This is a genomic window from Pseudorhodobacter turbinis (assembly GCF_005234135.1).
Taxonomy (GTDB): Bacteria; Pseudomonadota; Alphaproteobacteria; order Rhodobacterales; family Rhodobacteraceae; genus Pseudorhodobacter; species Pseudorhodobacter turbinis.
On the sequence record NZ_CP039964.1, the window covers coordinates 925,888 to 945,161 of the forward strand.

Genomic DNA, 19,274 nt, shown 5'->3' on the forward strand with positions numbered 1-19,274 from the left:
AGGTTAGGACCCCGAATGCGCCACGACCTTAAACACCGCTGGAGTGTGGGCCACAATTACCTGACGGGTATCACTTTTGGGAAATGGTGTAAATTACTGACCCAAAACGGTTTCCAAATCTCGCCGGCCTATTTGCACCGCTTTGCCGCAATTACCATGGCCAGCCTTTCGAACTCGGTCTTTGCCGGGGTGGAGGCATGGCGCTATGGCACGGCCATCAAGCAAGCGCCCACCCCAAAAGCCCCGATTTTCATTCTGGGGCATTGGCGCAGCGGCACAACCTATCTGCATGAGTTGTTGGCCCAAGACAGCGCGCAGTTCCACTATCCCAACACCTATCAGGTCGTGAATCCCTACACCTTTCTGACCACCGAAAATGTCACCACCCGCATGTTCCCATGGCTGGTTCCGGAAAAACGGCCGATGGACAACATGGCCTTGAAATTCGACTCTCCGCAAGAGGATGAGTTTGCGCCTTTGCTGATGACGCTGACATCGCTTTATCTGGGCATCAGCTTTCCGCGCCGGATGGCCCATTACGACCGCTACATGACCTTTCGCGGTGTCGATCCTGCCGAACTTGCGGCGTGGAAGGCCGCCTTCCTGACCTTTTGCAAAAAGCTGTCGCTTGGGGATACCCGCAGGCTGCTGATCAAATCCCCACCCCATACCGCGCGTATTCGCATCCTTCTGGACATGTTCCCCGATGCCCGTTTTATCCACATCCACCGCGACCCCTACCGCGTCTTTCAATCGCAACGGCATTTCTTTGATACAGCGGGCTGGTATAGCTACCTTCAAAAACCCGATCTTACCGCCATTGATGAGGGCATCTTGCGCCGCCATGAAACCATGTATGACGCCTATTTCGACGATCTGCCGTTGATCCCACAGGGCAATTTCCACGAAATCCGCTTTGACGCGCTAGAGGCCGATCCCGTGGGTGAAATCGCCAAAACCTATGAGGCCCTATCCTTGGATGGATTTGACAGTTTCGCGCCGGTTCTGCGCCGCTATGTCGACGGGCTCAAGGGCTATGAGAAGAACCAGTTTGACGGGTTGGACCCCGCGGCCAAGGCAATGGTGGCGGATCGCTGGGCGCGCAGCTTTGACAAAGGGAACTATCCCAGATGACGCGCGCAGCGGGACCAAAGGGCAGCTTTATCTGGGGGTCTTTGCCTGCCTTCAAGGCCGATCCGATCGGCTTTCTGGCCGATGCCGCCCAGGATCATGGCGATGTTGTCCGGCTGCGCTTCGGGCCGATCACCGCGCATCTGATCAACCATCCCGCTTATGTCGAACAGATCCTGTCCCGCAATGCGGCCAATTACGACAAGGCCACCCGCAGCGCAAAACGCATTGCCGCCACCACTGGCGACAGCTTGCTTTCAGCCGATCAAGACAAATGGCAACGGCATCGTCGGTTGATCCAACCCGCCTTTCAACCCCGCAGTTTCGACGGGATCGGGCCGGTTCTTGACGGGTTGATCACACCGATGCTGGCAAGATGGCTGCGCGACACGGAAATCGATATCGTGGATGAGATGATGCAGCTGGTGATTGCAGCGGCGGTACGGATTTTGTTTTCGTCAGATATTGACCCGCAACGGATCAACGCCCCGCTAGAGATCCTTCTGGCCGATACTTGGCGCCGGATTGAGGCACCGCTGGACGCCTCGCTAATCTCATCCCGATTGCACCGCCCTGCATTCAAACAGGCGGTCGCGGAGATTGATGATATTGTCCTTGATCTGATCAAGTCCCGCCGTGCCAGCCGTGACCGGCCAGATGATGTCTTGTCGCGCCTGCTTGCCGCACATGAGGGCGAGGGCGCGCAGCAGCTTTCAGATGCCGAGCTGCGCGATGCGGCGGTGACCTTGCTGCTGGCCGGCCATGAAACCACGGCAAATGCGCTGTCTTGGGCCTTTATCCACGCCACATCGGGTCACGGCGCCAATCCCGCCCACCTCTTTGCCGAGGCGATCCGCCTGTATCCCTCTATCTGGATCATTGAACGGCGCGTGATCCGCGATGATGAGGTTGGTGGCTACCATATCCCGCGTGGCAGCTCGGTGCTGATATCGCCCTATCTTTTGCACCGCCATCCCGACTTCTGGCCCGATCCTGAAACCTTCGACCCGACCCGCTTTGCCCAAGGCACCCCCCGCCCGCGTGAGGCCTATCTGCCCTTCGGGCTTGGCCAGCATCGTTGTGTGGGTTTGCATCTGGCCGCAAAGATCGCACATCATGCGATTGAGCGGGTCTTGGCGCAGGTAAGATTGCAGCCCCTGCCCGGTCAGGCACCCAAACCCGCACCCGGCATGACCCTGCGCCATAATGGCCCCTTTCGAATGCGGTGCCAGCGTCGCTAACCCCAAAGCAGGGCTGGCACATCTGTAGGACACACCAAATACTGTCCAATGCGATTTTTATTACCTTTATAAACCGTTGTTTATAAACGATTTTTTTAAAGTCATTTTTGTATCGGCGGCCAGAATGTCCATTGCACACAGATCAAATGGCCATCAAAAAAGGTCAAAAAAAATGCCGCACCAAGGGCGACATTTCTTACCAGTTCACCAATTACAGTAGAAAATGCACATCATCGGAGACCCCACGCGGCGGAGAACCGAGTGCTTTTTTAAGCTCTTCCAGGGAGATCAAGACTGCGGCGAAACCACCCTGCCCCGCCAATCTGACAACGTTCTTAAGGTGCCCTGAAAACAAAAGCTCCAGTATAACTTTCAAAGTTACACGTGTTTTTTTCCGCTACCTTCGCTAGGGCTACATGAGCAACTGGACTTTCATCGACCAGTGGAAACTCGATGATAAGCCGCCGCAAAGGTGTCTGAACGCTGCGACCGTCAATAGCCTTGCCGATTTTGCTCCGCAGAATATTGCGATATTGAACGGCTATGTTGCACAAATCCAGAAGGGATTCATGTCGTGAATCCAGTGTGGTAGCTTCCCTGCATAAGCAAACCGACATCACCTACCTATAAGACGACGAACTGGGCTGATTATAACGCGGCGTTAAAGCGCCGCGGATCACTGACGATCCGTTGGCCGGTAGGCGATTACGTGTAATCGCCGTAAGGCTGGTTCTATCCCGAGATGAACTGGGATGCCGAACCTTCCGGCAAGCGGGGCAGGTCGCGGACATTTAGTGACGCTGCCATCCAGACGTGCCTGACCACTGCCCGGCAGGGCATTGCTGCGCACTACCCTGCCGGGCAACGGATGCATTGCATGAAACTGCTGGGCCAGAGCCTGATGGCGCGCGACTTTGACCGCCAGGTCGCCGAGGTTCAAGTGCGCGTTGCGATCCTGAACGGCCACACCGCCCTCGGCATCCCCGTCACGGAAGCCGTGGGGTAAATCCGTCTGGGGAAAGGCGCGAACCGTTCGTCAGCTGATTTGCGCAACAGAGTCAGTGGGCTGTGGCAAGCGCTTGTTATGGATTTGGCCTTCGTCGTCTTCTACCTGATTTATGCCTTTGTGTATAACTGGGGTTATGACCAAGCCTTTCCTTTGCCCAAAGAAGCGTAGTCTTCGTTGACATTCTGTTCTCTATTCAAGCTTGCGGATCTTGGCAGGATCACATTCTCCAACGCCGCATTGACCGAAAGACAGGCCAAGGTAGCTTGCCAAACGGCAGCGGCGTAAGCGTAAAGCGTAAAAACTATCTAATCACTTGTTTATAACATAAAATCGCCAACCTCACGGTGGACGATGGTCATTTTATCTGTGTCACAATGGACAAAAAACACTTAATTTGGACAGTATTTCGTGTGTATAACAACAGCAGGACCGGGGATTGCCTTTTTCACACAAAGCCCCATACAGTCCCGCCACGCCCAAAGCGTGCAGGGATGATAAGGTGGCATGACGTTTTCAAAGCTCAATGATGCAGGCTCTTTGCTGCGCGGTCTTGCCCTTTTGGCCCTTATCGCCACCGCCGGCTGTGCGCAGCGGCCCGGCCCCGAGGCGTTGACGCCGGTTCATGCGAATGAGGCTGCGCTAAGACAGGTGACCATCAAGGTCGCAACCACCCGCATGTTTGAGCCCGCAACGGGCAGCTATTCCGATGCTCGCGCGCCCGCCCTCAGCTACGAGTCCTTTACCGTCTCTATTCCGCCCACGCATAAGGCCACCCGGATCGAGCTGCCAACGACCACGCCCGACCCGCTGACCAGCTTTGCCGTGACCGAGCGGCGGAAACTGCCCGATCTTGGCCTTTCCACCCGCGCAGGCGGCAAGCATGACATCATGATCTTTGTGCATGGCTACAACTATTCCTTTGCGGAATCGCTGTTTCGTCTGGCACAGGTTGCCACCGACGGGGAGTTAACGGAAACGCCGGTGCTTTTTGCCTGGCCCTCGGCGGCCACTGTGGTGGGCTATATTGCCGATAAGGATGCCGCGACCTATTCGCGCGATGATCTGGTGGCGCTTTTGACGGATGTCGCCACCGACCCGAACATCGGAGAGATCACCCTCTTCGGGCACTCCATGGGCGGATGGCTGGTGGCCGAGGCCCTGCGCCAGTTGCGATTGAGCGGACAGGATAAGGTGATTGACCGGCTGGCGAATGTGGTTCTGGCCGCACCCGACATCGACCTTGATGTGTTCCACCGGCAATTGCGCACTATCGGGCCGCTGACCCCGCCCATGACGCTGCTGGTCTCAGCCGATGATCGTGCCTTGCGGCTTGCAGAGTGGCTTGCGGGATCGCGGGCGCGGTTGGGAACGACAGATACCAACGACCCCAAGGTTCAATCGCTTGCAGCGGCACATGGCTTGCTGGTGATTGATATTTCAAAAGTGGACGCGTTGGACCCGAGCAACCACAACAGGTTCGCAGGGTTGATGACCGTGTTGCCCCGCGCGCCCAGCAGCACGCTGGCCTCATTGCGGCATGCAGGCGCCTTTATCCTTGAACCGATAAGCGCCACACTGGTTGCATCGCAAAAGTAATGCCGGGACCCGTTGTCGGTCCCGGCATATGGTTACTCGGCCGAGGTTGCCTTATCGGTCAGGGCCTTCAACGCGCCATTTACCTTGGTCACGATCTCTGCATCTGCGGGGATATCCAGACCCGCAAACAGATCCTCGGCAGGTGACCAGAGCAATTGGGTGGTGCCATCAGCGTCCTGATAGGCAAGCACACGCAGCGGCAATTCCAGACCCGCGCGCAGATCGGCCTCCATCGCGGCGGTGCCCAAGGCCGGATTTCCGAACACCAGCAAGGTCGCATCCGGAATGGATTTTCCAACGCTCTCGGCCCCTTTGGCATGATCAATGCGCGCAAAAATCGTCGCACCTGCACCTGTCGCTGCGGCTTCCAGCTTGTCGATGGTTTCACCGACCGACAAGGGCGATGGTTTGGTGACATTATCAGCCCAAGCCGTCGTGGCCGAAAGGGCGAGAATGGTCGCGGCGATATAATGCTTCATGTCGTGCTCCTGTTGTGATCACCACCAATCAAGCGGGGTGGCCAATAAAATAAATGGCCAGCCCGATCGGTTTTTTCAACCGCTTGCGCTGCGGTCGGGGAATTTATCTTGGGCCACACGCACCGGCAAACCGGTCGGACCACGAAAAGCAAAGCCGTGAAACCTTACCTCGGGCTCCTCCATCAGCGCCATATCCGGAAGGCGCGCAAAAACTTCGGGTAAAACGACATCCCCCGCCAACAGACGGTAGGCGTTTCCGCCCAAGCATTGATGCGGCCCGTCGCCAAAGCTATGGTTGCGCAAGGCAGGGCGGTGGATATCAAAGCGCTCGGGGTGGGCCCAGATATCCTCGTCATGATTGGCCGAGGCCTGAACCGCCATCACGGTTTCCCCTTCGGGAATAAGCACGCCGCGCATGATCAGCGATTTCTTGACAATGCGGGGGCTGGCCTGAATGGGCGCGACCCAGCGCAGCCCCTCCTCAACCGCGGCGTCCCAGGTGCCGGTCGCAATGCAGCTTTGCAACTGCGCGGGGTTCGCAAGCAACCCGTAAAGCGTTGAGAGCAGCGCATCGCGGGTTTCAATCACCGCGCCGCCGATGCAGATCTTCATATTGGTTCTGATCTGCGACAACGGGATCGGGTCGGGTTGATTGGCCATCGCTGACAGCACCGAGCCATCAGGGGCCGCACGGTGCCGTTCGATCATCGCATCAAAGCAAGCGTTCATCTCGGCGTTGGCCTGATCGCTGACCTTGAAAACCGCAGGGTCGAAACTGGCGTTCATCGCACCGGTCACAAGGGCATCGGCCCATGCAAACAGTTGCGCGTCGTCAACCTTACCCAGCCCAAGCACAAGCTTGACATAGCCCGCGCTGATCGGCGTGGCGAGGGCAGGCAACAGGTCAAGAACGCCCTGCCCGGCCATAGAGCCTAACACGCGGTCCGTCAGCGCCGCGAATGCCGGCTGCCACATTTGAACGTGGTCGACGGTCAAGGCCGGCTCCATCGCGGCACGTTCGCGCAGATGCGGGCAGCCGTCCTTGCGCATCAAGGTATGGCCGCCAAAGGCGCGCTGCATCGGCGTGGTCGTGTCAGAGGACCCGAAATGTTCGCCGTCGGTTTTGACGCGCAAGACATCCTCTGCCTTGGTGAACAGGATCCGCCCACCCAGTGCCGCGATCCGTGCAACCGGCATCGTGTGGCGCAAGCGGGCATAGACCTGCGCGGGATCGCTTTGCAACATCGCAAGCGTGGTCAGTTCGTCCGTTGGCACCGCGCCGGGCGCATCAGGCATCTGCGTTAACTTCTGTGGTGACCGAGACGGGACAGTTCAACGTATTGCTGACAGTGCAGATCGATTTGGCCTGCTCCACGATCGGTGCGATCAATGCCTCATCCGCGACCAGACGGCCCAGAACGGTGATCTCAATACTGCCAACGCGGCTTGGATCATCCAAAGCTTTGACCCCTTCGACCCGCACCGAGAACGGCTGCAAAGCAGCATTCTGCTGTCCCGCCGCCCATTGCACGGATTTCAGGATACAAGCCGCAAGCGAGGCCAAAAGCGTATCAACTGGCGTATGCGTGGGCGGATATGCAGATGCCTTTGCCACATCGCGGTAGGCATATTGAATGGTATCGCTACCATCAAAGATCGCAAAAACGGGGCCGAATTTACGCGGGCGGGCATTAAGAGCCATAAGGACACTCCAGTATTAAAAAAGCAGGTTCGGAAGGAAAAGCGCCAACGCCGGAAACAGCGTCAACAGCAGGATCGCAAACAGATGGATCAGCCAATAGGGCACGGTGGCATAGGCGACGCGGCCAAGGCTGACTTGGTTATTTGTGAGCGAGGTCAGCACCGAAAGGTTCAAGCCCACCGGCGGCGTCACCTGGCCGATCTCGATCACAATCGTGATGATCACACCGATCCAGATTGCATCAAAACCAAGGCCCGTCAGCAATGGAAAGACCACCGGCAAGGTCATGATCATCAAGGATAGCCCGTCAAAGAAACAGCCCATAACCAAATAGATCAGCACCACCAACAGCAAGACGCTATAGGTGCCAAGGCCGCTTTCGGCCACCACCTCCAAAATCTTTTGCGGCAGGCCCAGAATGCTGACCGATTGCGCCAGAATGGTCGCGCCCAGCACGAGAAATCCCACCGCCGAAAACAGCAGGACGGAATTATAAATCGCCTCGATCAGCTTGGAAAACGTCAGATCGCCCCAGATCGACGAAATGATAACCGCCAGAACAACGCCCACACCGGCGGCCTCGGTCGGGGTGGCAAGGCCAAGAACAATCGTGCCGATCACACCTGCGATCAACGCCAACAGCGGCCAGATCTGTCGCAGCCCAAGAATGATTTCCCAAAGGGTGCTGCTATGCGGATCACGCGGGGCAAGCGACGGGTTGCGGATACATCTGACCAAGATATAGGCCATGAACATCGCCCCGACCAACAAGCCCGGTACAATCCCCGCCGCAAACAGCCGCCCGATAGAGGTTTCCGTCAGCGCGCCGTAAATCAGGAAGGACAGGCTGGGCGGGATCAACAGGCCAAGCGTGCCGCCCCCCGCAAGGCTGCCCACCACCATATCCTTGTTATAGCCACGCTTGGCCATCTCGGGGTATGCAACAGACCCTACGGCGGCCGCGGTTGACAGGCTTGACCCGCTGACGGCGCCAAAGAGGGTGCAAACCGCGATATTGGTGTGCAACAAGCCCCCCGGCACCCGCCGGAACAGTGGCGAAAAGGCGGAATAGGCCTTCTCGCTGATGCCGCTGCGCAAGAGGATTTCGCCCAGCAGGATGAACATCGGCACGGCGCTTAGGGTGAAGGAATTGAACACGCCCCAGATGGCATCAATCGCCAAGGACGTCGCGCCATTGGAGTAGAACTGCAAGATAACCAGCCCGGTGATGCCAAGGGCAGCACCCAAGGCAACGCCAGTGCCCGCGCTAAAGACGATACCGCCAATCAGTGTGAACCAAAGTGTCATTCGAGGGGGTTTCCAGAATTGGGTGCCGCGTTATCGAAATCCTCAATGATCCCGACCATACGCGCCAGCAAAATCGCCCCCGTGGTCGCCAGCGAAAGCGGCATCAGCGCCATCCAAGGCCACAGCAAAAGGCGCGTCGTCTCGGTCTTGAGGTTGCGTTTGAAGGCGAATTCGAACCAGGGGATTGTTTCCACGATCAACCAGCCGAAAAACCCGATCCCGACCAGTAATGCGACAATGTTCATCACCCTGCGCGAGGGGCCTTGCAGCCGATCCGCGATCAGGGAAACCCGAACGTGCTTTTGCTTCAATGTCACCATGGGCAGGCCCAGAAACAAGGAAACACTTAGCATCAGGCCAACGACTTCTTCGGTGATATGGACCGGCGAATTGGCGAATTTGCGCATCATAACGCTGGTCACGATGATGCCGACAATCGCCGTCATCCCCAAGGCCGCAAGGGCAGCACAAGCCAGGGCCAGCCGATCCAGCCCCAGCGCGATGATGTTTTTAATTGTGTTCACAAGCGCCTCTTAGCGACCCAATGCCTTAAGCACACGTTCGCGGTACGCGGGCGCATTGCCACCGGCTTCCTCGGCCAATTGTGCCCAGGTTTCCGTCATCGAAGACACAACCAGCGCGCGATCCTCATCGGAGAAATCCTCCCCCCAGATAACACCACCATCGGCGAGGGTCTGGCGCGCGTCCAGTTCAAGCTGGAGGTCTTTTTCATATTGGTTGGTGCGGTCCCACAGGTCATCGGCTGCCTTGGTAATGGTTGCCTTGACGGACTCGTCGGTTGCCTCCCAACGGTCGGTGGCCACCCCGATCACATAGGGGCCCGACGCCATAGGATAGAGGTAGGACGCATATTTAGCGACCTCTTGCAACGATACCGTATGGGCGTAAAGCGCGGGGTAAAGCGCGCAATCCACGACGCCGGTTTTCATCGCAACATACATTTCCTCTTGGGGAACGATCTGCGCGGCGATGCCCAGACGAGTGAAGGTTTCAACCTGATCACGCGCCCAAACCCGCAGCTTCTTGGATTTCAGGTCTTCAAGCGTGCGCACAGGCTCATCCCGGCAAAAGACCGAAACCGAAAGCATCGGAATCGCAACATAACCAACCGAGGACACACCCCAATCGGTGAACTCTTCTTGATATATCTCGCGCACGGTGGGGATCACCTGCTCGAATTCCTCAATGGAACCGATTGTCCCCTGAACCACGACCGAGCTAAGGGCGGGGGCATCACGGCCCAGATAATTCGCCCACATCAGGCTCATCTCAACGGCACCCTTGGGCAAAAACCGCAAGGTGTCGGTGTTGGGCAGGCCCAGCGAGCCACCGCTATAAAGCTTGAGGGATGTCTCACCGCCCAGCGCTGCGTTCACCTCTTCGACGAATTGCTCCATCTGTGCGGTTTCGGGGCGGGTTTCGGGCAAGAAGTTGTTGAACCGCCATTCCTCGGCCATGGCCGGGGTCATGGTCATGCCAAGGGCGGTAAGGCCCAGTGCAACGCTTGTGCGAATTTTGCTCATCCTGAAGGCTCCCTGTAGGGTTATCTTTTGATATATTGGGCAGACCCTTAGTATGTTTTTGCATGCCGCGCCACTGTGGAACGCGCCATTTTCCAAAAGGCGAGTCGCCCTGTCCTTGCCTGACAATGGCGCAAGCGATCCAAGGATACTATCATTTTTCCGCCCCGCCCCCACCCCGTTCCATTCAGCCGGTCCTTAACCGGATGCAGGGGGCGATCAGGAAAAGGAAACAGGAAGGCACCGTGCGCACCTTCCCTCTCGCAGCCCTTCAGACGGGCAAGGGGCTAAGCCCCCAAGATATCAGCCATAGCGACCGGTGATATAGCTTTCTGTGCTTGGATGTTTCGGACTGGTGAAGATCTGGCTGGTTTCACCAAACTCGATCAACTCACCCAGATACATAAAGGCCGTCCGGTGTGAAATCCGTGCCGCCTGCTGCATGTTATGGGTCACGATCACCACGGTCACGGTTTCTGCAAGCTCTTGCACAAGGTCCTCGACCTTGGCGGTGGCAATCGGGTCAAGCGCCGACGTCGGCTCATCCAGAAGCAGGATCTCGGGGTTTGGCGCAAGGGCACGGGCGATGCACAAGCGTTGCTGTTGGCCGCCCGACAGATCATTGGCCGAACCGTGCAGCTTGTCCTTGACCTCATCCCAGATCGCGGCGCGTTTGAGGGCGGTCTCAACCGCCTCTTCGATCACGGCGCGGTTTTTGATGCCGCGCACGCGCAGACCGGCGGCCACGTTTTCAAAGATTGACTTGGGGAACGGGTTCGGCTTTTGAAACACCATCCCCACGCGCAGGCGCACCACAACCGGATCGGCCTCGGGGCCAATAAGGTTCTCGCCGTCCTGTTCCAGGATCACGCGGCCCTCATAGCGGTTGCCGGGATAAAGGTCATGCATCCGGTTCAGGCTGCGCAACAAGGTGGATTTACCACAGCCAGACGGCCCGATGATCGCCGTCACCTTGCGGTCAAGGATCGGCATATCGACATTTTTGATTGCCTGCATCCCGTTGGAATAAAAGAAACTGAAGTTCTCTATCCGTGCGCAAAGCGGCTCGCTTTCGGGGGCGGGCTTGATCGGGGGCGGCGGTGCCGCTGCGGTCGTTTCTGTGGTTTCTGTGGCTTTGGGGGTCATGCCGATATCCATCATGGGTTAATTCCTTGAGCCTTTGCGAAGACGGTATCTGATCCAGATCGCAACGCCGTTAAGTGAAAGGGTCAGCGCCATCAGCACCACGCCGGTGGCAGCCGCATTGGTGTGGAAATCGGCCTGCGGGCGCGAAACCCAGTTGAACATCTGAATGGGCAGAACCGTAAACGGCGCGTTCAGCCAGTCAAAGTTGATAAAGGGCAACTCACCCGAGATCGGTGCCGGTGGCAGGAAAGCGATGAAGGTCAGCGCGCCGATGGTGATGATCGGAGCAGTTTCACCGATGGCACGGCTCAGGCCCACGATGGCGCCGGTCAGAATGCCGGGACGCGCAGCCGGAAGGATATAGTTCCACATCACCTGCCACTGGTCGGCCCCAAGGCCATAAGCACCTTCCTTGATGATCTTGGGGATGGCACGCACCGCCTCACGGGTGGAAACGATGACAATCGGCAAGATCAACAGGGCCAAAGTCATCCCCGCCACCAAGACCGTTTTGCCCAGGTTCATCCCGTAAACAAACAGGCCAACCGCCAGCAGACCATAGATGATCGAGGGCACACCGGCCAGATTGGCGACGTTGATCTCGATCAGATTGGCAAGCCAACCCTTGCGGGCATATTCTTCCAGATAAAGACCCGCAGCCACCCCGATCGGGATCGCCAGCAGCGCCGTCACCAGCATGATCAACAAAGAGCCGACCCAAGCCGAAAGAATACCGGCCCGCTCGGCCTTGCGCGATGGGAAGTTGGTCAGAAAGTCATAGTCAATCCGCCATAGGCCGCGCACAACAAGATCGCCGATAAGGGTCAGCAGCAAGGTCATGGCAATGGCCATAACGACAAGCCCGCCTGCCGAGAAGATTATATCACAGCGTTTGGCACGGGCGATGGCGGCATAGGCGGCCTGATCGGTCTTGACCGCGGCACCCAGTGCGCCTTGGGTTGTTACAGACATCTTAGTAAACCTCGCGGAATTTGCGGCGCAGTAAGAAACCGACGACGTTGAATAACAAGGTGATCAGGAACAGCAGCAAACCGACCGCAAAGATGGTCTGATAGGCAAGAGAGCCATGCGCCACATCACCCAAGCTCATCTGAACGATATATGCGGTGATGGTGGCTGCGCCCTCTCGGGGGTCCCACGTCAGGTTGGGGTTTTGACCCGCAGCGATGGCCAAGACCATAGTTTCGCCCACAGCACGGGACATGCCAAGGATAAAGGCCGCCGTGATGCCGGAAAATGCCCCCGGTATCACCACTCTGATCGCCACTTGCCACTTGGCCATGCCAAGCGCATAGGCCCCTTCGCGCAACCCGTTGGGCACGGCGCGCATCGCATCCTCGGATACCGAGACGACATAGGGCAAGATCATGATGCCAAGGATGATCCCCGGCACCAGTAGGTTAATCCCCTTCAGGCCGGGAATAAGCTGCTGCAAGAACGGCGTCATAACCAAAAGCGCGAAATAGCCGTAGACAACGGTTGGCACCGCCTCAAGCATCTCTAGCGCGGGTTTGATCACCTCGCGGACAGCCGGTCTGGCATATTCGCTAAGGTAGATCGCCATGGTCAGGCCGAATGGAATGGCAATCAGCATCGCCAGTCCCGCCGTCTGCAAGGTCGCAAACAACAGTGGCAACACACCAAATTGCGGGTTGGCAAAAACCGGCGTCCACATCGTGCCGAACAAGAAATCGGTCAGCGGGATTTGCATGAAGAAAGGCCAGGAATCGCGTACCAGAATGAAAACGATGGCCGTTGTCACGAAAATCGACAATGCGGCACTTAGGAACAGGAACACGCGCATGATGTTGGCAATCATTTTGCGACGTTTGACGAACCCGCTTTTAATCAGTTCTGACCCTGTGGGAATGGCAGAGTTGGTCAATTGAACCCCCAATCATTGGTAATGGCGGGCCGGTATGGCCCGCCACTGGGATACATAGGATCAGTTAGCGGCGAGCAGGTCGGCAACGCTTACGCCGATCTTGGAACCACCATCGAAGAAAGAGCCGGTCTTGCGTGCGTCAATCTTTTCCTCGGCCAGAACGAAGGCCTCTTTTGGCAGGGCAAGATAGCCGGTTTCCGAAACCAGTTCCTGCGCATGCTCTGGATCAAACATGAACTTGGCATAGGCCAGAACTTCGGGCTTTTCGTCCAGATGCGCCTTATTGGCATAGATGAACAGCGGGCGGGTCAGCGGCTGATAGGAACCGTCACCGGCGGCCTCGACCGTCGGGGCCACACAATCGCCACCCTGATAAGAAATTTCGACCGCTTTTACGCGGCTCCGGTTTTCTTCCAGATAGGCCAGACCCAAAAAGCCGATCGCGTCAACGTCGGTCGACACACCCTGAATGGTGATGTTGTCATCTTCGGTCGCAGTGAAATCGCCGCGCGATGCACCCTCTTCGCCAACGATCGCGAAGGTGAAGTAGTCATAAGTGCCCGAGTCGGTGCCAGCACCGAAAAGCGTCAACCCGTGGTCGGGGAATTCAGGGTTCAACTGGCTCCAGTTGTCGATTTTGCCCTGTGCTTCTGGCTCATAGGCTTTTTTCAGCTCTTCAACGGTCATGCAGCTTGCCCAGGTGTTTTCCGGGTTCGCAATGACGGCAAGCGCATCCATTGCAACGGGCAGTTCGATAAACTCGATACCGTTTTCTGCACACAACTCGGCTTCCGAAGTTTTGATCGGACGCGACGCACCGGAAAAGCTGGTCTCACCGCGGCAGAACTTTTTGAAACCGCCGCCCGTGCCGGACACACCGACCACAACGCGGTTGCCAGTGGCAATCTGGAATTCCTCGGCAAATGCCTCTGAAACAGGATATACAGTGGAGGAACCGTCAATCTGAACGGCGTCCTGCGCCATAGCAAAACCGGGCAAAACAAGGGCAGCAGCAGCTGTGAGGGTAAAATTACGCATGAGCAGTATATTCTCCTGTCAGGTTTAAGTAGCTCGGTGCAGGCCTAATCCGGGCGCATGACAGAAATGCAAAGGTTTTGTGAAGGTTTTGTGACAGGGTAAAGCGGCGGGCGGCAGGCCGGATTTTGCGGCAAACACCCCCCTTGTCCTTTAGCTGTCTTGTCGTCAATGTGGCGCCAACCCGACCGGATGCCCCCCCTCACCCAAGCAAAATTTGAGAATGAACCATGACCGACCATGACATGGATAACCGACCAAATGTTCAGGCTCTGATCGCAGCCTTTCCCTTACCCACATTGGTTATTGACACGGCCGAACAGATCATCGCCCTGAACGATGCGGCCGGAAAAATGCTGGGCCCCAACGCTGCAGGACGGCATTTCACCGCTACTTTGCGCAATCCCAAACTGGTGCGCGCGATTGAGAGGGGGCTGCGGGACAGCGCACCCCAAAGCATCGCGTACCAAGGGATAGAGAATGGCGCGGACATCCATTATGATGTCCACCTGCAACAGATCGCCAAAACCGGCCAGCTTCTGGTCAGCCTTCAAAATGTCGAAGGCCAGGCCCAAGCCGAACAGATGCGCCGCGACTTCATCGCCAATGTCAGCCATGAGCTGCGCACCCCCCTGACCGGTATGATCGGCTTTATCGAAACCCTGCGCACCTCGGCCCGTGACGATGCGCGCGCGCGGGATAAATTCTTGGGCACCATGGCGCGAGAGGCCGAGCGGATGAACCGCCTTGTGCATGACCTCCTATCCCTAAGTCGGGTAGAGGCAGAGCAACGCGTGCGCCCCACCGAACGGCTGGACCTGCGCAATGTCTTGCAAACCACCCAGCGCAATCTCGACAGGCTGGCGCTTAAAAGCAATGTCAGCCTGAAGCCCGATCTGGGGGCAGAGCCGTTGTTTGTCATCGGAGAGATGGACCAATTGTTACAGGTCTTTACCAATCTTTTGGAAAACGCGATGAAATACGGCGGCGCGGATCAATCCGTCGAGATTACCAGCCAGATCATCGCACATGATCCGGTTTTGCGCGGCCCCGCGATTGGGCTGACGATTGCCGACCACGGGCCGGGCATCGACCCCATCCACATCCCGCGCCTGACAGAGCGTTTCTACCGCGCCGACAGCCACCGCAGCCGCGAGCTGGGCGGAACCGGCCTTGGGCTGGCGATTGTGAAACATATCCTCAACCGTCACAGGGGCCGGTTGAAAATATCCAGCGCTTTGGGGGAAGGCGCGCAATTCACCGTCATCCTGCCCCCCGCCCCCGAGAAAAGCTGATTTTCCGGCCCCTTGGGGATAGTGTCATAAATCTGTAACATAACCGTCGCAAAACCGCAGCGTTGCACAGCGATAACCACAGTCGAAAGCCGCCCCCCGCACGAGGGCGGCTGCCGATCAAGAAACATTCGCAAGATTGGATGACCCATGACAAAAGACCATATTTCTTCAGCTTTTGACACCGATCTGGCGGTCATTCAGGCCCAGATCATGAAAATGGGCGGGCTGGTAGAGGATGCCATCCGCCTTGGCATGCAATCGCTTGAAACCCGCGACGAAGAGTTGGCGCAACAGGTTCGCGCCGCCGATGCCGCAATTGACGAACTTGAAGAAACGATAAACGAGGCCGCCGCCCGCATCATCGCCCTGCGCGCCCCCACCGCCATTGACCTGCGCCTGATCCTTTGCGTGATCAAGATCAGCGGCAATCTTGAGCGCATCGGCGACTACGCCAAAAACATGGCCAAACGGACCGAGGTTCTGTCACAGGTCTCGCCCATCGGGGACAGCATCGGCACGCTGCGCCGCATGACCCGCGCGGTTCAGGTGATGCTCAAGGATGCGCTGGACGCCTATATCCAGCATGACCCGGCACTGGCCGCCGATGTGATCGCGCGCGACGTGGATGTCGACCAGATGTATAACGCGCTTTTCCGCGAACTTCTGACCTTCATGATGGAAGATCCGCGCAATATCACCGCCTGCCTGCATCTGCACTTTATCGCCAAAAACACCGAGCGTATGGGCGATCATGTCACCGCCATCGCGGAGCAGGTCGTTTATCTGGCAACCGGTAAGCAACCCGATGAGAACCGCCCCAAGGCAGATTCGACCTCATCGACAACAGGGGTCTAAAGGATGGCAGCCCTGCAACCACAAGTGCTTCTGGTCGAGGATGAACCGGCACAGCGTGAGGTTCTGACATATAATCTGGAGGCAGAGGGATTCTCTGTTCGTTGCGCAGAAAACGGCGAAGAGGCCATCTTGATGGTCAACGAAGCCCTGCCCAATCTTGTTATCCTCGACTGGATGATCCCCCTGATGAGCGGGATCGAGGTTTGTCGCCAACTCAAGAACCGCTTTGATACCCGCAATATCCCGATCATCATGCTCTCGGCGCGGTCGGAAGAGGTCGATACCGTGCGCGGTTTGGAAACCGGCGCCGATGATTATGTGATCAAGCCCTATTCCGTGCTGGAGCTGATGGCGCGGGTGCGTACACAGCTGCGCCGCGCCGGTGTCGCAATGGCAGGCGGCGCGCTGGCATTCGAAGATATCACCCTTGATGTCGAAAGCCACCGCGTGTGCCGCAACGATCAGGAATTGAAACTGGGACCGATAGAGTTCCGGCTCTTGACCCGCCTGATGGAACGCCCGGGCCGGGTGTTCAGCCGCGAGCAATTGCTCGACCTGATCTGGGGGCGCGATATATTCGTCGATACGCGCACGGTTGATGTCCATGTCGCGCGGCTGCGCAAACAGTTGACACGTTTTGGCGGGGACAACCCGATCCGGACCATTCGCGGTTCAGGCTATGCCATCGGCTAGGCGATCTTTCCCGCTTGGCATCGCCCTGCCCCGCGACTAGGGTCAAGAGGTACGTTCTTGATGAGGCCCGCCATGCCCGCCCCTATTCTGGTTTCAATGCTGCTTCTTGTGACCCTCGCGGCGGGGCTGACCATCGCCGCCGCCTTTAGCTTTGGCCTGCCCGTCGCGGCCCTTGCATTTGGGGCCATTGCGCTGCGGTTTTGGATGTCAAAGTGATGAAAGCGCTGCCCGATGACCGCAGCCTGACCGAAACCGGCCTCGCACCGCTCGGAGAGGGTCGCGTCTTGCTGATTGCCTGCGGGGCGCTGGCGCATGAGATCCTTGCCTTGAAACGGTTGAACGGCTGGGCGCACCTCGACCTGCGCTGCCTGCCCGCCAATTTGCACCTTTGGCCCGACCGCATTCCCCCCGCAGTTGAAGCGGCCGTGGCAGAACACCGCGCGGATTATGACAAGATCTTTGTGGTCTATGCCGATTGCGGCACCGGTGGGCAGTTGTTCGATACCTGCAAAAGACTGGGGGTCGAAATGGTTGAGGGCCCGCATTGCTATTCGTTTTTTGAAGGGAATGCCGCATTTGCCGTTAAGGCCGAGGATGAATTCCGCGCCTTCTACCTTACCGATTTTCTGGTGCGCCAGTTTGATGCCTTTGTCTGGCGGCCCATGGGGCTTGATCGTCACCCCGAACTACGAGACATGTATTTTGGAAATTACACCACGCTGATTTATCAGGCGCAAACCAATGACCCCGCACTGGATGCCAAGGCCGAGGACTGCGCCAAGCGGCTCGGGCTGGTCTATCTTCGCCGCTTTACCGGCTACGGCGATCTTGCGCCTGCGCTGGCCCGTCAAATACCCTAGGCTCCAGACTTCGGTAACGGGGACGTCTCAGTCAAGTGCTTTTTGACATACGCATCCGGCCGCATAGTTGCGGATTTGATGACAGTTGTTTTCTGAGCCGTTCTGCTTTCGCCACAGCCTTCTTTTGAGATCACCCCGGGTGCATGCTTCGGTCCGTGGTCAGCGCGATGGCTACCAACATGATGCTGGTTCAAATGCAATTCCGATGTGCCCATCTCATAGGCGTGCTCGATGTTGGTCGGCAACAGTCCGGAGCACGGCATCATCGGAACCACGTCCCTAGGGGACCTCGAAGGCCTGCAGTCAGGCGCGTGACGGCAGGAAAAGCAATTTTTTAGACCGCATGGGGCACGGCAGTGTCTGATCGAAAGTCTGTGTCATCAACCCACATCCGGTGCAGGATCACCCCGATGCGCCGGGCTAACGCGACCATGGCGCGCTTACCACCTCTGCGGCGGGCGACTTGCGCTGCCCATGTTCTCAGCCAGGTCGAACGCCCGCGGTGCAACATCACGGTCGCAGCCTGACATAGCGCGCGACGCAGGTTGACATCACCTGCCTTGGTGATGCCGCCTGAGACATCGCGTTCGCCCGACTGGTTGCGTGATGGTGTCATGCCGACCCACGGGCCAACATTCTTGGAAGATGTGAACCGGGTGGGATCATCGACGGCTGATCTGTAGGTTAGCGCGACAACAGCTCCCACTCCAGGCATCGACATAAGTCGACGACAGACTGGGTCATCCTGAGCCATCTGACGGACAAGGCGTTCCAATCCCGCCAGCTCCTTTCGCAAGGATGCCCGTGCCAGAAGCATAGGGCCTGTCGCGGCCTCCAGCATCGAATTACCGTCCGCCAATTCGCGGATTCGGTGTTCATACCTGCCCCGAGAGATAGCACCAACTTTCAACCCAAAGTTCCGCAACAGCCCACGCATAGACATTTCTAGGGCGATCATACCTTGCTGGATGGCCTTTCGGGCACCGAGCACGGCACGAACTTCTTGCGCCGAGACGGATTTGCAGTGAACGGGCCGGAACCAGCCAAGGTGAAGCAGGCGCGCAATGCCCTCGGCATCCCGCCGGTCCGTCTTGATTGGCATCGCCTTCAGGGCGCCTTTTACCTGGCGGGTTTCCATCAGGACGACTTCAAGCCCTGCAACGCTCATTGCGCGATGTAACCATTGAGACAATGGGCCAGCCTCGAGCCCAATGGCGGCAATAGTGCCGTCCTGTTCGCGGGCCCAACGCACCAATTCTTCAGGTTCACTGGCGACCTGCGCTTCTTTCACGATCTTGCCATGCTCGCTGATCACGCAAATTGCGGTCTTTGCCAGCGATACATCCAACCCAACAAACAGTCTCATCCTGTAGCCCTCCATGTGGATCCAATACGGGATGGTCGACAAATTGCCCCTGATCTTGCAAGCGGTAACAGGCAGTGTGCAACGCAGGCCCCGTTACGGCATCTCATTAAT

At 57.6% G+C, this 19,274-nt stretch carries 20 protein-coding genes and 2 pseudogenes; 11 read left to right on the forward strand and 11 right to left on the reverse strand.

Annotated elements, in window-relative coordinates:
* The first annotated feature begins 15 nt into the window (after nucleotides 1–15).
* The 6 genes and pseudogenes from EOK75_RS04360 (at nucleotide 16) to EOK75_RS04380 (ending at nucleotide 4,977) form a co-directional block, all read left to right on the forward strand.
* Nucleotides 16–1,134, forward strand: coding sequence for a sulfotransferase family protein (locus EOK75_RS04360; RefSeq protein ID WP_137192754.1), 1,119 nt, complete (start codon nucleotides 16–18; stop codon nucleotides 1,132–1,134).
* Entirely contained in the window at nucleotides 1,131–2,372 is a 1,242-nt protein-coding gene (locus EOK75_RS04365; RefSeq protein ID WP_137192756.1) for a cytochrome P450, read from the forward strand. Before EOK75_RS04360 ends, EOK75_RS04365 begins: the two co-directional genes overlap by 4 nt.
* 601 nt (nucleotides 2,373–2,973) lie before the next feature.
* Nucleotides 2,974–3,195: pseudogene (locus EOK75_RS21790) on the forward strand (hypothetical protein); the annotation flags it as partial.
* A gap of 42 nt (nucleotides 3,196–3,237) precedes the next feature.
* Nucleotides 3,238–3,378, forward strand: a pseudogene (locus tag EOK75_RS21795) (IS5/IS1182 family transposase); the annotation flags it as partial.
* A gap of 39 nt (nucleotides 3,379–3,417) precedes the next feature.
* A complete protein-coding gene (locus EOK75_RS04375) occupies nucleotides 3,418–3,549 on the forward strand; it encodes a chlorhexidine efflux transporter (protein WP_338053347.1) in 132 nt (43 codons plus the stop codon).
* A 336-nt stretch (nucleotides 3,550–3,885) separates the two neighbouring features.
* Nucleotides 3,886–4,977 (forward strand): alpha/beta hydrolase, encoded by a 1,092-nt coding sequence (locus tag EOK75_RS04380; protein ID WP_137192760.1) that lies wholly within the window; start codon nucleotides 3,886–3,888, stop codon nucleotides 4,975–4,977.
* 32 nt (nucleotides 4,978–5,009) lie between these two features.
* Here EOK75_RS04380 and EOK75_RS04385 read toward each other — a convergent pair whose 3' ends face one another.
* The 10 genes from EOK75_RS04385 to EOK75_RS04430 form a co-directional block, all read right to left on the reverse strand.
* A complete protein-coding gene (locus EOK75_RS04385; protein WP_137192762.1) occupies nucleotides 5,010–5,456 on the reverse strand; it encodes a DUF302 domain-containing protein in 447 nt (148 codons plus the stop codon).
* Nucleotides 5,457–5,531: 75 nt separating this feature from the next.
* Nucleotides 5,532–6,752 (reverse strand): cytochrome P450, encoded by a 1,221-nt coding sequence (locus EOK75_RS04390; RefSeq protein ID WP_137192764.1) that lies wholly within the window; start codon nucleotides 6,750–6,752, stop codon nucleotides 5,532–5,534.
* The gene (locus EOK75_RS04395) at nucleotides 6,745–7,158 is read right to left on the reverse strand and encodes an OsmC family protein (RefSeq protein WP_137192766.1); all 414 of its coding nucleotides are present in this window, start codon (nucleotides 7,156–7,158) and stop codon (nucleotides 6,745–6,747) included. Before EOK75_RS04395 ends, EOK75_RS04390 begins: the two co-directional genes overlap by 8 nt.
* A 15-nt stretch (nucleotides 7,159–7,173) precedes the next feature.
* On the reverse strand, nucleotides 7,174–8,466 hold the full coding sequence (locus EOK75_RS04400) for a TRAP transporter large permease (RefSeq protein ID WP_137192768.1): 1,293 nt from the start codon (nucleotides 8,464–8,466) through the stop codon (nucleotides 7,174–7,176).
* A complete protein-coding gene (locus EOK75_RS04405; RefSeq protein WP_240794019.1) occupies nucleotides 8,463–8,990 on the reverse strand; it encodes a TRAP transporter small permease in 528 nt (175 codons plus the stop codon). The genes EOK75_RS04400 and EOK75_RS04405 overlap by 4 nt, the downstream gene beginning before the upstream one ends.
* Nucleotides 8,991–8,999: 9 nt before the next feature.
* The gene (dctP, locus tag EOK75_RS04410; protein ID WP_137192770.1) at nucleotides 9,000–10,010 is read right to left on the reverse strand and encodes a TRAP transporter substrate-binding protein DctP; all 1,011 of its coding nucleotides are present in this window, start codon (nucleotides 10,008–10,010) and stop codon (nucleotides 9,000–9,002) included.
* Between the two features lie 300 nt (nucleotides 10,011–10,310).
* On the reverse strand, nucleotides 10,311–11,168 hold the full coding sequence (gene pstB / locus EOK75_RS04415) for a phosphate ABC transporter ATP-binding protein PstB (protein ID WP_276612520.1): 858 nt from the start codon (nucleotides 11,166–11,168) through the stop codon (nucleotides 10,311–10,313).
* A gap of 3 nt (nucleotides 11,169–11,171) precedes the next feature.
* Entirely contained in the window at nucleotides 11,172–12,125 is a 954-nt protein-coding gene (pstA, locus tag EOK75_RS04420) for a phosphate ABC transporter permease PstA (RefSeq protein WP_137192772.1), read from the reverse strand.
* Between the two features lies 1 nt (nucleotide 12,126).
* Nucleotides 12,127–12,993, reverse strand: a complete 867-nt coding sequence (gene pstC, locus EOK75_RS04425; protein WP_137192774.1) for a phosphate ABC transporter permease subunit PstC — start codon at nucleotides 12,991–12,993, stop codon at nucleotides 12,127–12,129.
* A gap of 126 nt (nucleotides 12,994–13,119) precedes the next feature.
* On the reverse strand, nucleotides 13,120–14,097 hold the full coding sequence (locus EOK75_RS04430) for a PstS family phosphate ABC transporter substrate-binding protein (RefSeq protein ID WP_137192776.1): 978 nt from the start codon (nucleotides 14,095–14,097) through the stop codon (nucleotides 13,120–13,122).
* Between the two features lie 227 nt (nucleotides 14,098–14,324).
* Between EOK75_RS04430 and EOK75_RS04435 the strand changes: the two genes are divergently transcribed.
* The 5 genes from EOK75_RS04435 (at nucleotide 14,325) to EOK75_RS04450 (ending at nucleotide 17,797) form a co-directional block, all read left to right on the forward strand.
* Nucleotides 14,325–15,389 (forward strand): sensor histidine kinase, encoded by a 1,065-nt coding sequence (locus tag EOK75_RS04435; RefSeq protein WP_240794020.1) that lies wholly within the window; start codon nucleotides 14,325–14,327, stop codon nucleotides 15,387–15,389.
* 147 nt (nucleotides 15,390–15,536) lie between these two features.
* On the forward strand, nucleotides 15,537–16,244 hold the full coding sequence (gene phoU, locus EOK75_RS04440) for a phosphate signaling complex protein PhoU (protein ID WP_137192778.1): 708 nt from the start codon (nucleotides 15,537–15,539) through the stop codon (nucleotides 16,242–16,244).
* Nucleotides 16,245–16,247: 3 nt separating this feature from the next.
* Complete coding sequence (phoB, locus tag EOK75_RS04445; protein ID WP_137192779.1) at nucleotides 16,248–16,937, forward strand: phosphate regulon transcriptional regulator PhoB; 690 nt, start codon at nucleotides 16,248–16,250, stop codon at nucleotides 16,935–16,937.
* Nucleotides 16,938–17,009: 72 nt separating this feature from the next.
* Entirely contained in the window at nucleotides 17,010–17,153 is a 144-nt protein-coding gene (locus tag EOK75_RS20745) for a hypothetical protein (RefSeq protein ID WP_168199147.1), read from the forward strand.
* Entirely contained in the window at nucleotides 17,153–17,797 is a 645-nt protein-coding gene (locus EOK75_RS04450; protein ID WP_137192780.1) for a DUF1638 domain-containing protein, read from the forward strand. Before EOK75_RS20745 ends, EOK75_RS04450 begins: the two co-directional genes overlap by 1 nt.
* 334 nt (nucleotides 17,798–18,131) lie before the next feature.
* Here EOK75_RS04450 and EOK75_RS04455 read toward each other — a convergent pair whose 3' ends face one another.
* On the reverse strand, nucleotides 18,132–19,163 hold the full coding sequence (locus EOK75_RS04455) for an IS110 family RNA-guided transposase (RefSeq protein WP_137192047.1): 1,032 nt from the start codon (nucleotides 19,161–19,163) through the stop codon (nucleotides 18,132–18,134).
* Nucleotides 19,164–19,274 lie beyond the last annotated feature (111 nt).